The 13374-nt window shown below is 29.6% G+C and carries 12 protein-coding genes; 3 read left to right on the forward strand and 9 right to left on the reverse strand.

Annotated features, from left to right (window positions below; all coding sequences use genetic code 11):
- The 8 genes from WBG30_RS00130 to WBG30_RS00165 form a co-directional block, all read right to left on the reverse strand.
- A partial coding sequence (locus WBG30_RS00130) for a hypothetical protein (RefSeq protein ID WP_424502613.1) occupies positions 1 to 362 on the reverse strand: 362 nt, incomplete at its 3' end.
- Between the two features lie 8 nt (positions 363 to 370).
- Positions 371 to 2974 (reverse strand): hypothetical protein, encoded by a 2604-nt coding sequence (locus WBG30_RS00135; protein ID WP_424502614.1) that lies wholly within the window; start codon positions 2972 to 2974, stop codon positions 371 to 373.
- A 10-nt stretch (positions 2975 to 2984) separates the two neighbouring features.
- Complete coding sequence (locus WBG30_RS00140) at positions 2985 to 3341, reverse strand: hypothetical protein (RefSeq protein WP_424502615.1); 357 nt, start codon at positions 3339 to 3341, stop codon at positions 2985 to 2987.
- 202 nt (positions 3342 to 3543) lie between these two features.
- Complete coding sequence (locus WBG30_RS00145) at positions 3544 to 4263, reverse strand: hypothetical protein (RefSeq protein ID WP_424502616.1); 720 nt, start codon at positions 4261 to 4263, stop codon at positions 3544 to 3546.
- Positions 4264 to 4519: 256 nt separating this feature from the next.
- Entirely contained in the window at positions 4520 to 4783 is a 264-nt protein-coding gene (locus WBG30_RS00150; RefSeq protein ID WP_424502617.1) for an ArsR/SmtB family transcription factor, read from the reverse strand.
- Positions 4784 to 4793: 10 nt separating this feature from the next.
- Positions 4794 to 5417: an MBL fold metallo-hydrolase gene (locus WBG30_RS00155; protein ID WP_424502618.1), complete on the reverse strand. Its 624-nt coding sequence runs from the start codon at positions 5415 to 5417 to the stop codon at positions 4794 to 4796.
- A gap of 270 nt (positions 5418 to 5687) precedes the next feature.
- Entirely contained in the window at positions 5688 to 6782 is a 1095-nt protein-coding gene (gene ychF / locus WBG30_RS00160) for a redox-regulated ATPase YchF (RefSeq protein ID WP_424502619.1), read from the reverse strand.
- A gap of 325 nt (positions 6783 to 7107) precedes the next feature.
- Entirely contained in the window at positions 7108 to 8454 is a 1347-nt protein-coding gene (locus WBG30_RS00165; protein WP_424502620.1) for a peptide MFS transporter, read from the reverse strand.
- Positions 8455 to 8985: 531 nt separating this feature from the next.
- On the opposite strand from WBG30_RS00165, the gene pepI reads away from it, so the two are divergent.
- Positions 8986 to 9867 carry a proline iminopeptidase gene (pepI, locus tag WBG30_RS00170; protein WP_424502621.1) on the forward strand — a complete coding sequence of 294 codons (882 nt, stop codon included), beginning with the start codon at positions 8986 to 8988 and terminating at the stop codon, positions 9865 to 9867.
- Positions 9868 to 10003: 136 nt separating this feature from the next.
- Here pepI and WBG30_RS00175 read toward each other — a convergent pair whose 3' ends face one another.
- A complete protein-coding gene (locus WBG30_RS00175) occupies positions 10004 to 11497 on the reverse strand; it encodes a YifB family Mg chelatase-like AAA ATPase (RefSeq protein ID WP_424502622.1) in 1494 nt (497 codons plus the stop codon).
- 394 nt (positions 11498 to 11891) lie between these two features.
- Here WBG30_RS00175 and WBG30_RS00180 point away from each other — a divergent pair, with 394 nt between their 5' ends.
- Positions 11892 to 12038: a hypothetical protein gene (locus tag WBG30_RS00180; RefSeq protein ID WP_424502623.1), complete on the forward strand. Its 147-nt coding sequence runs from the start codon at positions 11892 to 11894 to the stop codon at positions 12036 to 12038.
- A 220-nt stretch (positions 12039 to 12258) separates the two neighbouring features.
- Positions 12259 to 13359: a dipeptide epimerase gene (locus WBG30_RS00185; protein WP_424502624.1), complete on the forward strand. Its 1101-nt coding sequence runs from the start codon at positions 12259 to 12261 to the stop codon at positions 13357 to 13359.
- Positions 13360 to 13374 lie beyond the last annotated feature (15 nt).

Raw genomic sequence — 13374 nt, forward strand, 5'->3', positions numbered from 1 at the left:
TCATTATTATAACTCTGAATAGGTTGTTCTTCAAATACTAACTCACTTCTATATTCGCCATTTCCCAAACCCTTGGGAAGTCTAGCAGCCATCCTTACTATTTTTTTACCTTTAGGCTTCAGGATTATAATTTTAGGATAAGCAATTATCCAATCCCCCATATAGAGTGATTTTGTCTTTTGATCTTTTGGCCGCTGTGAATATATTTTTATTTTTACTAATTTATCAGTTGGATTATTTAAATGTATCTCTTTAGTTACTGGCCTATTGAAATTTATTTTCTGAACCTGAGGCGCCAATTGAAAGCTACCATAGACTATTGAAAATATCAACAAATACAAACACATAATTTTCTTCATCATAATATTATCTACTCCTTTTCATAAGAAATTATCTTGAAATCATAGTCCTCATAATAACTTCCATATTTATCCATTTTAATTTCTAATTTTTTAGATTTTTCTTCAAAATTTATTTTTCCATCTCCCCTATAATCCATCTCTAAGATATAATTACCTGGAAGAATATCCTCTAACATATAAAATCCTTCAGATTCTAACCTCTGCTCTTTTACTAACTTACCATCTAAAGTTTTTAATTTAACATAAAGTTGGGATATTATAGGGAATTTTTTCACTGCATCCAAATTATCTTGAGGAAACTTTACATTTCCCATTATCATTGAAATTATTTGAATAGGTATATCTATATGTCCCCCTGTTGCTGGATATAATTTAATATATTTTTTATTATTTCCTGCTTGTAACATAGGATCTAAACTTTCTAAATTAATTTTAAATTCTTTTTTTTCATAAGAAGATATATGATCTATAAAATATGCCCCATCTTTATCTGTCACTCCTTTTTTTCTTCCAACATTTACCTCTATTCCTTCTAAAAGAACTTCTCCACTATCATATTCACCATTATTATTATTATCCATAAACACCTTCCCATCCATCCAAGAATTACTTGAATATGGATTAGAATTACTTGTTAATGGTTTTTCCAAAATAATAGTTTTTTCTATTTCTATACCAGCACTATAACTATTCTTATCACCATCATAAGATGAATCACCCATAATTTCTAGCCAATTAGATATTTTATAGCTAACTTCTAATCCCACTTCATATTCATTTTTAGAATTGTATTTAGCATATATTCCAATCTTTTGTCTTCTATTTTCTCTAGTTTTGAGAGCTATTCTTAGATTTGTATCATCCTCAAACTCCTCTAAATCAGAATTTATTTTCAAAATAAAATTTAAGTTAGTCTTAAATATTTCGATATTATTATTTGAATAATGATAATACATTTCGGGATCTCCATATTTTTCTAGAAATGGAGATGAAATTCCCAATTCATGGGAAATTCCACCTTTATTTCTATAGATCTCCGCACTCCCCGTTTCCTTTGTGTAATATCCAAAATAATCTATATTGTCATAAGTTAAGTTATATCCCCAATATTTATTTATTCCTGCACTCCAATTAGCTAGATACCTATTTTCATAGCCTTTTAATCTAGATAGAAAATCACCATACATATATCCTTCTAAGGAAAGTATATTTCCGCCTATTCTCTGTCTTATCTTTCCTATATGGGTATTCAAATCTTCTGTTCTTAAATAATCTTTTAGATCATAAACTTCTGAAAATTGAAAATATGTAGGATATTTTACTGCCCCAGTTGTATAATAGAGGTCTAATCCTATTAATTCTTGCGGATAATTATAACCACCTTCTTCTGTGAGATTATTTATATATTCAGTTCCTATAGTTAAATTATTAGTTAATCCATAAGAAACTTTGATATTTCCTTCCACTTCTTTTTCTTCTATATTAATTGCTTCTTCTCCATTCATATCTGTATGAGTCCCCACTAAAAAACTGTAGTCTATCTTATTTTTCTTTAGGATTTTATTACCACTCATCATAGAAACCTGTCTTACCTCTATAGAACCATCAAAATTATATATGTTTATAGTATAGATATCACTGTACCCTTGAATATTGATATTTTCAAATTCATAGAAACCATCTTTTCCTATTTTGGCAAATCTATATAAACTACCATTCCTATATAATTCTACCGTAGAGTTATACGAAGCAAATCCCCTAATAGATGTCTGCCCCACTTCTATATCTCCAGTCCCATTCCAATCTTGAACAGCTATCCCTGTTAATGTATTGGAGCCCAAAAAATCATAGGTCTGCATATACACATCTCCAACAATTATACTCTTATTATCTAAAATTTCATTGTATTTTAAAGCTGTATATCCCAAACTACTATCTGGATAGACAAATCCTGTAGTGGTAAAATCTCCATATAACATTTGAGTGTTATATCCAACAGAAGCATTCCCTTTATTATTATCATTAATCCCTTCATCCCATAAGTCTTCTACCCCATTGTTAATATATCTAAGACGAACTGCCCCAGGAGTAAAAAACTTTCTCTTTTGATAATACACATCTTCATCTTTTATCTCTTTCTTTCCATCAGTTCCTAATTCTCTAATTTTTTTTTCTTCTTCCAAATAGATCTCTGAGGGAGTTTTAAACTTAGTTTTAATCTTCATTGAATATGTTTCTGTACTCCAATTATATTCTTTAAATTCAAAAACCTGAGACAAATCTGTTCCTCTTATATATATATCCCCTTCTCCATCAATATATTCAGTATCTCCATAATAAAATTTATAATCTATGTATCCCATCTTACCGTATATTGTTTTATTTTTTCTATCTATTTTCATACCTTTCGCCATGATCAAAGCAAAAAAATTCATCATACCTATATAAGGCTCTTCTTGGGAATAATCCATATATACGGGAAAAAAGGAATACTTAATTTTTTTATTTATATTTATTTCTATGTATCCTTCTTCGTAACTTCCTTTAAATTCTTTCCCAAATGAAATAATAGACAGGAATAAAAAAAATATAACGATATATTTTTTTTTCATCGTATTCCCCCTAATCCACATATAAGACCTTTACATATAAATTTTCTTTTAAGGACTTACCCCCTTTTGTATTATTTAATTCTAGTTTTACATCCAATCTAAATTTTCCCTTTCCGCTTTCATCTAATCTAATTTTTTTCTCTCTTACTTTGATAATCATCTTATTTCCACTTAAATCATAGATTTCAGGAACAACTATTTCTACATTTTTCCCTGATTTTCCATCTACATAAACTCCTACATTAGTTAATAAAACCCCTTTATCTCCTTCGACTACTACTCCAAAATCAAGAGGATCTATGTTAGATATCTCCAATGCAAAACTTATACTTACCATTATGAAAAACAGAAAAATTAACTTTTTCATTTTATACATCCCCTAATAATTAATATGATTTACTCTTTTAATAAGATACTCAGTACACTTTTATTTCCTTTTTTTAAATATAAAAAAATTAACAAGTTTAACACAGTCAAGAAATTTTCCAATTATAAATAAACAAGCAGGCTAAGTGCCTGCTTATTTAATCTATTTATTCTATTTATTCAATCTATTCTATTTATTCAATCTATTCATATCTAGCTGTTGCAATTATACGCCCTTCTTTTGTACCAATAGCATCCTCTTTAAAGTTTAGATATAAATCAACTTCTACCTTCGGTAACAATGCTGGCTCATCGCATTCACCACAACATACACAACCACTAGCCGACAAAACTCCAACATTAGTCAAGTCAACATCTACTTCAGAGAAACCACAGTCAAGACAACCTTTTACTCTGGCTTGTGAACCCTTATCTAGAACATCAGATTTAAATAAATCACCGGTAAATTGAAAATCAACAGTTACTTGTCCGGTACCATTTAATTCAAATGTTAAGTCACCAATTTCTAAATGTTCTCCTGGCATTGCACTAAAGGCTAGCATATCTTCTTCAGATTCTATTTCTACAGGTCTCATTATGTCTACAATAATTTCAGTCTCAGCCTCAGCATACTTACCATTGACATTCTCAAGCCTAAACATATTTACTCCCTCTCTACCATCTACTTTATCATTCTTAGTGATATTTCCAAGGTTCGATACTTTAACCACGTTATCATTTAATAAGACACCACTATGTTTAAGTTGAGTATCATCAGAATAAAAATGTTCACCTCTCTTTAGTGCATTTGATTCAGTTCCATAATTAAAATTTCCACCTTGAGTTGCTACGTTAGCATGTTCATAACCAAATGCAGTTGTTCCAACAACTAATATAGCTCCTAATAATAATAATTTTTTCACCTTTCTCGCCTCCAAAATTAAAAAAACAATAATTTTTTTAAATCCAGTATTCCTAATTAATGTTTTCTTGCTTACATACATATTATTCCCCAATCATGATAAAAAGTCTAAAGCACATCTCCTCTTTCATTCACTTTTAAGATCAAGGTAATCCTTGAACTTAATTGGGAGAAGTGAATATCTATATAAGGATATTCCAAAAAAGTTTAAAAAATTTCAAAAAAAAATAACTTTCTATTGAAAGTCATTTTTTCTACTATATATTCAATGCTCTTAAAATATCTTTTACACTTTCCTCTGAAACCTTATAACAAACTTTTTTCCCATTTTTTCTAGAACATACTATCCCAGAATTTCTGAGATGTGCCAAGTGTTGAGAAGCACTAGACTGGGAGACATTTAGGAGTTCTTCCAAGTTTCCTACACAAATTTCATCTCTAAGTGATAACTCCCTCAAGATTCCTAATCTTATTGGATTAGACATCATTTTAAGCAATAAAGTTGCTTTTTCTATAGTCATCTTTCCCTCCTTAAATAATTCCATTCCTAGTTAAATTATCCTTTTCTTCCCCAATAGTAGTCATTCCTGAATGACCATTATATACTTTTGTATCAGCGGGCAGAGTATCACACAACTTTTTTAAGCTAGCAAATAAACTCTTCCCATCACTAGTTGGTAAGTCATACCTTCCATAACTTCCTTTAAACATGGTATCCCCTGCAATTAATATTCCTGATTCCTTATGGAAAAAACATTTTCCACCTTGAGTATGTCCAGGGGTATCTATTACTAAAAATTCATCTATAGTCTCACCATTTTTTAATGTTTTATAATTATCTTCGTATTTAAAATCTACTTTCGCTAGGTAATCTGAGAGACTCAATGCAGAATCTATAAAAAAATTTTTCTCTTCTTCTCCTATATATACTTCTACATTAGGATAAATTTCTTTCAATTTTATTAATCCCGCTATATGATCATAGTGACCATGGGTAAAAATAACTTTCTTTAAAAGAATCTTATTTTCCTCTATAAAATTTTCTAATTCTGATAAGTTCGCTCCACCACAATCAAATAAAATAGCTTCTTTATCCTTCCAAACTAAAAAAGCATTTGTTGGCATCATTCCAAGTTTAAATTCTTTTATATTCATCTTTTATCTCCTACATTACATTAATAAATTTAATTTGTTTATATTATACACATAAATAAAGAAGTCGTCTACAATATAGTTATATTTTGAACACTTGTAACAACATTAACATATTTTTTATTAAATTACAATCAATTCCACAATCCTTTGTGAATTTTATATCTTTCGTATATAAAAAGAAATGAACCCTAAGGTTCATTTCTTTTTATTATTCTAATAAACTATAAACTTAAAATTATATTTAATTAAATACAATCTCATTATTACTCTTTATACATTAAATAAGAATTCCATTAGATCCCCATCTTTTACAATGTATTCTTTCCCTTCAAGTCTAAGTGATCCAGCTTCTTGAGAACCCTTCCAACCATTATTTTTAATAAATTCATCATATGCTACTACTTTGGCTCTAATAAATCCTTTTTCAAAATCAGTATGGATCTCTCCAGCAGCTTTAGGAGCAGTATCTCCTACTTTTATAGTCCATGCTCTAACTTCTTTTACACCTGCTGTAAAGTAAGTTTGAAGTCCGAGTAATTTATATCCACCACGAATAAGCCTATTTAATCCTGGTTCAGTTACTCCTAATTCCTCTAAAAACATCTCTCTATCTTCCTCTTCCATCTCTTGTAATTCAGATTCAACTTGAGCTGATACAATTACAACCTCTGCATTAAGATCTTTTACATGTTCAATTACCTGTTCTACATATTTGTTTCCTGTAGCAAGGTCACTATCAGATACATTAGCAGCAAACATCATAGGCTTTACAGTTAATAATTGATATCCTTTTATAGTTTCTAATTCTTCTAAAGTTAATTTTAGAGTATTTAATAATTTAGAATTTTCTAAATGAGTTTTACATTTTTCTAAAACAGGTACCAGTGCCATAGCTTCTTTATTCTTTGCTCTTAGTAACTTACTTTGTTTTTCAATACCTCTCTCTACAGATTCTAAGTCTGCTAAGATAAGTTCTGCATTTATTACTTCAATATCTCTTATTGGATCTACAGATCCATCTACATGGATTACATTTTCATCTTCAAAACATCTTACAACTTGACATATTGCCTGTGTATTTTTGATGTTTGTTAAGAATTTATTTCCTAATCCTTCTCCACTAGCAGCACCTTTTACTAAGCCTGCGATATCTGTAAATTCTACCGTAGCATTTTGCACTCTCTGAGGGTTTATTATTTTAGATAATTCATCTAATCTACTATCCGGTACTGTTACCATTCCTACATTTGGTTCTATGGTACAAAAAGGGTAATTTGCTGCTTCTGCGGCTCCTGCCTTTGTTATTGCATTAAATAATGTTGATTTACCTACATTTGGTAATCCAACGATTCCTATTCCAATCATCTTTCTTTTGCCTCCTAAAAAATTTTATTGCTTAGAAATTTATAAAATTATGTAATAAATTAAGTTGCATAATTTAAACTATTCCCAAGTGAATGCAGTTTAATACTGCTTTTTTACCATTAATTTTATCACTTATAACAAGTAATTACAAGGTAATCTATAAAAGTTACATTTTTAAATTTCATATTTATATAGTAAACTAATCATAGTTTTATATGCCCTTGCAAATATAATTTCTTAAATAACAAAAAAACTATAAACATAGATTTTTTTTGCATCTATGTTTATAGTTTTTAATTTAAAAAAATTTATTCTAATAACTCAATTAAACCACTACTTCTTCTGCCTCTACTTCCTCTACAACTAGACTGTTCAACTTTTTATCTAGTCCCCAAAGGATAATCCCTGCAACGATTGCAATTGCAGCAATAACAAAATATGCCTTTGCAAAATCAAATTTTAAAGTATATGCATATAAGTACCCATATGATTTACCTGCAAAGAATACTGCTAATACCCAAATACTCATCATTCCAGTTAATAATCTTGGTGGAGAAAATTTTGCTATAAATGAGTTTCCAAGTGGAGAAAATACCATTTCACCAGTAGATAATACAACACCCATTGCGATTATCCAAGCGATAGGAGCAAGATTATTTCCTCTTGAAATATCAGCTACTGCAAATATCACATATGATAACCCCATAAGCATCATACCTAAGGCAGTTTTCTTAAACATACTTAAATCTCCTTTAGGTCTCTTAGCTAATGTAGACCATAATTTACCTAAAATTGGTCCTAGTGCAATACACATGAATGCATTTAATGAATCAAACCAAGCTGTAGGAATTGTAAAGTTTCCAATCATCCAGTTTGCAGCCCCATTGTCTCCACCCCAATAGTAATAAACAGGCATATATGCTAAGTACCATAGTACCCAGAAAATAATTGAGAAGATCGATACCAATACAATAGCACCAATTCTTTTCTTTTCAATTAGAGTTAAAGGAACTTTTTCTTCTTTTTCCACTGCTTTTTTCTCTTCTTTATTTTCAGTAATTTTAAATGGTTTTTTACCTGTTTCCCCTAGAAATCTCCACCCATATACAAAGAAGATTGCATTAATAAACATTACTATTGCAATAACTAAAAAACAGAAAGAATACCCTTTAAATCCAACAAGTAAACCGATAATAGTTGTTCCTAAAAAAGCACCAACATTAACGAATGAATATTGAGTAGAAAATGCTCCGTCTAATTCCCCAGGATCTTTGAAGAGTCTCCCTGTTATAGCATTTGTTTGACACTTAAACAATCCTGTACCTAAAGATACTAAGATAATCATTAAGTTAACCATCCCTATACTATTAGCTTGCCATCCGACTAAATAACCTGCCCCCATGAATAGCATCCCAATTGGTACAAGATACCTAGCTCCAAATACTCTGTCTGAAAGATATCCACCGATTATTGGTGCTAAGTAAGTAAATGCTACTAAATTTGCTGTTATTTTTGCTGCATCTCCTGGTCCAATTCCTAATCCCCCATCTGCTATCTTAGCAACTAAGAACACTGCAATTAACCATTTAGCCGAATAAAATGCAAACCTTTCTAGTGTGAATGCAAGTGAGCATACATAAAATCCAAACGGTTTTTTTACTGCTTTTTCCATTTTTATCATTCCCCCCGATTTAAAAAATTGATATTGCTTTTGTATTTATAAAAAATCAAGTCTCTCTCTAAAAAGAAAATAAAAATGATTTTAAACACTATAACTATATATTATATAATTATTAAAATAACCTTTATTTTAATAAAATATTTAACATTAAAATACAACAAATAATTTTAAAATGACAATTCATAATATATTTTTTACAATTTTTTTTTATTTATTTATTTTTAAATATTTTATTTTTTCAAATATATTGAATTTCATATTAAAAATTAATTTTTCATTTGTTTAATCTTTTTATTGAACTATATATTAACATATACACTTTAAATAAAACAACTATTTTAAAAAAAATTATTTATTTTTTTAATAAACTGATTGACATTTAGAAATAATAGTATTATAAATATAATAAACTAATCAAAAACTCATAGTTTTATAAACTATGAGTTTAATTTTGATATAGAGCTATTCCTTTTGAAAACAAAATATAAAAACATTTAATAATTAACTATGGAGGTACTATTTATGAAAATTACCGAAGGTTATATGCCATATTTAGAATACAAAACTTATTATCGCATAGTAGGAGAATGTATAGGGGATAAAAAACCTTTAGTTTTATTACATGGTGGACCTGGATCAACTCACAACTATTTTGAAGTTCTTGATAAAGTAGCAAAAGATGGCCGTGCTGTTATCATGTATGATCAATTAGGATGTGGACTCTCTGCTACACCTTCTCGCCCTGATCTATGGAATTCACAAACATGGATCGATGAATTAGTTTTGTTACGTGAACACTTAGATTTAGATGAAATTCATTTATTAGGTCAATCTTGGGGTGGAATGCAAGCCATTCAATACGCTTGTGATTACAAACCTAATGGAATAAAAAGTTATATATTATCTAGCACTTTACCATCTGCTTCTATATGGGAAAAAGAACAGCGTAGGAGAGTTGCATATCTCCCAAGAGAGATGCAAAAAGCTATTTCTCAAGCTGAAAAAACTAGGGATTATTCATCTGAAGAGTATCAAAAAGCAGAAGCAGAATTTATGATTCGACATTGTGCAGGGGAAATCACATCAGATTCTCCAGAATGTTTGAGACGTACAAAAGTTTCTGGAACAGAATCTTATATAACTGCATGGGGACAAAATGAATTTTGTCCCTCTGGAACTTTAAAAAACTTTAATTTTACAAAAGAAATCGAAAATATAAAGGAACCGTGTCTAATTATCAGCGGTTTATTAGATCTTTGTTCTCCACTTATTGCAAAAACAATGTATGATAAAATTCCTAACTCAGAATGGGAGTTATTTGAATACAGTCGTCATATGCCATTTGTAGAAGAAAATGATAAATATATAAAAGCACTTAATAAATGGCTAAATAAAAACGATTAAAAGCAAAATAATAACAAAAATATTCTATAATAATATGGGGAGTTTTTTTCGAAGTAGCTCTCCTTTTTTTAGAATTTTAAGTTTTAAGATTGCTAAATCAGAAAAAAGCTTTCAGTTAAGAAAGCCTAAATGTAATCTATTTTTTTCTATAACTAAGAGCTTCCATAATATGAGGTAATTCTATATTTTTAGACCCTTCTAAGTCAGCTATTGTTCTTCCAACCTTAAGAACTTTATCATAACTCCTACCAGAAAGACCAAATACATCTATGGAATCAATCAGTATTTTTTTACTTTTATTGTCTAATTTACAGTATATTTTTATCTCCTTAGGAGTCATATTCCCATTAATTTTTGAATTCCCAAACCTTTCCCACTGTATTTTCCTTGCTTTTTCAACCCTTTTTCTTATCTCTAACGAACTCTCTCCCTCCTCATAAGAAGCTAATTCCTCACGAGACAATTTCTTGATTTCCAAATATAGATCTATCCTGTCTAATAGAGGTCCTGAAATTTTATGTTGATATCTATTTATTTGAGATAGACTACAACTACATTTATTTTCAAACAAGTTCCCACACGGACATGGATTTGAAGCCATTATAAGAATCATATCTGCTGGCATCTCTACCCTATATTCTGCTCTTGTTATGGATACTTTTTTATCCTCTAGAGGTTGTCGCAATGTTTCTAAAACCAATCTTGGAAATTCCGTTACTTCGTCTAAAAATAAAACACCATTATGAGCCAAACTTATCTCACCAGCTTTTGGAACCCTCCCTCCTCCTACAATAGAAACCATAGAGCTACTATGATGAGGACTTCTAAATGGTCTCTTATTTATTATAGGCATGTCTTTTGTCAGCAGTCCTGTACTACTATATATCTTAGTTGATTCGATTATTTCATCCTCATTCATGAGGGGTAATATAGTAGGCAATCGTTTTGCCAACATAGATTTCCCTGCTCCAGGAGTTCCTATCATATAAAAATTATGCCCTCCTGCTGCTGCTATCTCTATACATCTTTTAGCTTGAATTTGCCCTTTTACCTCCTTAAAATCTATTGAATAAGTATCTTCTTTTTTATTTGTCTCCACTTCTGGGGATTCTATCTCTATCTTACCATTTAAAAATTCAACTACCTGAACCAAATTATCCACAGGTATTATCTCCACTCCCTTTATTACACTAGCTTCTAAATAGTTTTCTCTTGGTAAAATTATTCCCGAAACACTATTTTCTTTAGCACAAATAACTGAATTTATAGCTCCATCTATTTTTCTAATATTACCATTTAAAGATAGTTCTCCTAATACTATATATTTTTCTAACTTTTGATTTTCCACCTCTCCTAAACTAGCTAATATTCCTATAGCTATAGATAGGTCAAAGGAAGCACCTTCCTTTCTTATTCCTGCAGGAGATAGATTTATCACTATTCTTCTCGCAGGTATTTCATATCCACTATTTTTTACAGCGGCTCTGACCCTTTCCTTACTTTCAGAGATAGCCACATCTGCTAACCCCACTATATTAAAGCTGGGTAATCCTGCCATAATATCGGCTTCTACCTCTAATATATATGATTCTATACCTATATAACTTGAACTAAGCACCTTGGAAACCATAAAATCACCTCTAGTTAATTTTTTCTGTATTCTCTAAGTATATTCGAATATTTTTATATTTTCCTATAAAAATAAGAAAATTCTATTTATAGAATAATCCAAGTTTATTTTTATTCACTTCCAAAAATTATAGTCATCTAAATTTTTCTTTATAGCAAGTACTTTCTTGAGTTGTGTAATATAAATATTCATTCACCAAACTTAAAATCATTTAAAATTTAAGTCTAATTAAACGCTATATTATTTTTTTTAATTTAAAACTATTTTTCTTGACAATCATCAAAAAAACGTATAAAATTAGTTCGAATTTAAGTTTAAACGAATTAAAACTTTATAAAAATAAAGTTTAATTTAATAAAAATAAAAAAAGGAGGAAGTATGGTTAGTTTATCATATGAACCTAATCATACAAACAAAAATGAATTTAGCAAGTGAAGGGCCAATTAGTTTAATATTATTTGCAATACTAGGAGTAACAGTACTTCTTTTCATTGCAGACACAGTCTTCAACCATCTCAATAAAAATAAAAACGTTAAATAAGTCAGTTATAAGTTTTCTATAAACTCAAAAGATCAATGTTAAACTTTATAAAAGTTTAATATTGATCTTTTGATATTTGAGGATATTGTTAATAATTTTACGCTTTAACTCCTTTTTTAATTCCTAACTAATCCCCTTATTGTTTGAAAATTAAAAGGTAAAAAAACCTAATTTCATGGTAAACTTCTACTAAGTACAATGTAAAAAGGAGGAGAATCTTATGATTATAGAAAAGATAGAAATTGGAAAAATTAATGTCCCACTAATAACACCATTTAAAACTGCACTTCGAACGGTGGAAAGTGTAGAAGATATAGTTATAATTATAAAAACTAATACTGGACATAGTGGATTTGGAGAAGCTCCTCCAACTGCTGTTATTACAGGCGATACCCATGACTCTATAATTGGAGCTATAACCCTTATCGGAAAACAGTTAATAGGTAAAAATATTGAAGATTTTAATACTCTAATAAATATTGTTCATAGGACAATAATAAAAAATACCAGCGCAAAAGCAGCTGTAGAAATAGCTCTTTATGATTTGTTTGCTCAGTCTATGAACAGGCCCCTATACAAAGTCTTAGGAGGTGGCCCTAGTCAATTAAAAACCGATCTAACTATCAGTGTAGACAGTGTCGAAAAGATGGTAGCTGACAGCTTGAAAGCTATAGAAGTAGGCTTTGATCAGTTAAAAATCAAAGTAGGTAAAAATATTACAGAAGATATTTTTAGAATTAAATCTATCTATGATGCAGTAGGACCTAATATAAAATTGAGATTAGATGCCAATCAAGGATGGAGTGTAAAGGAATCACTTTATGCCATTAAGAAGATCGAAGAATATGGAATTGTTTTAGATTTTGTAGAACAACCTGTAAAAGCTAGTGATATAGATGGAATGATAAAAATAACATCTGAGGTCTTATCTCCAATTTTAGCGGATGAATCGATCTTTTCGCCTAAAGACGCAATAGAAGTTATCACTAGAAAAGCTGCTGATATTGTCAATATTAAATTAATGAAAACAGGAGGAATATCAAACGCTTTAAAAATAATTAATATCTGTGAGATCTATGATATACCATGTATGATTGGTTGTATGTTAGAAGCAGGAATAAGCGTTACAGCAGCAGCTCATCTGGCAGCAGCAAAGAGTTCTATTATAACTCGAATAGATTTAGATGGTCCAGCTCTCTGTAGTGAAAATCCATTAGATGGTGGGATAATTATGAATGGATCTAAAATAATTTTATCTAATAAACCTGGTTTAGGAATAACAAATATAACTGGATTTGAACTTATTAAAGATATAAAATAACAATGAACTTTAAAA

It is taken from the genome of Psychrilyobacter sp., assembly GCF_049671765.1.
Lineage (GTDB): Bacteria > Fusobacteriota > Fusobacteriia > Fusobacteriales > Fusobacteriaceae > Psychrilyobacter.

What these genes read in the sequence shown, in the direction of transcription:
- ychF (WP_424502619.1), bottom strand. Translation starts at nt 6,782, where the DNA reads ATGATTGGAATAGGAATCGTTGGATTACCAAATGTAGGTAAATCAACA.
- WBG30_RS00185 (WP_424502624.1), top strand. Translation starts at nt 12,259, where the DNA reads ATGATTATAGAAAAGATAGAAATTGGAAAAATTAATGTCCCACTAATA.
- WBG30_RS00155 (WP_424502618.1), bottom strand. Translation starts at nt 5,417, where the DNA reads ATGAATATAAAAGAATTTAAACTTGGAATGATGCCAACAAATGCTTTT.
- WBG30_RS00175 (WP_424502622.1), bottom strand. Translation starts at nt 11,497, where the DNA reads ATGGTTTCCAAGGTGCTTAGTTCAAGTTATATAGGTATAGAATCATAT.
- WBG30_RS00180 (WP_424502623.1), top strand. Translation starts at nt 11,892, where the DNA reads ATGAACCTAATCATACAAACAAAAATGAATTTAGCAAGTGAAGGGCCA.
- WBG30_RS00150 (WP_424502617.1), bottom strand. Translation starts at nt 4,783, where the DNA reads ATGACTATAGAAAAAGCAACTTTATTGCTTAAAATGATGTCTAATCCA.
- WBG30_RS00140 (WP_424502615.1), bottom strand. Translation starts at nt 3,341, where the DNA reads ATGAAAAAGTTAATTTTTCTGTTTTTCATAATGGTAAGTATAAGTTTT.
- WBG30_RS00165 (WP_424502620.1), bottom strand. Translation starts at nt 8,454, where the DNA reads ATGGAAAAAGCAGTAAAAAAACCGTTTGGATTTTATGTATGCTCACTT.
- pepI (WP_424502621.1), top strand. Translation starts at nt 8,986, where the DNA reads ATGAAAATTACCGAAGGTTATATGCCATATTTAGAATACAAAACTTAT.
- WBG30_RS00135 (WP_424502614.1), bottom strand. Translation starts at nt 2,974, where the DNA reads ATGAAAAAAAAATATATCGTTATATTTTTTTTATTCCTGTCTATTATT.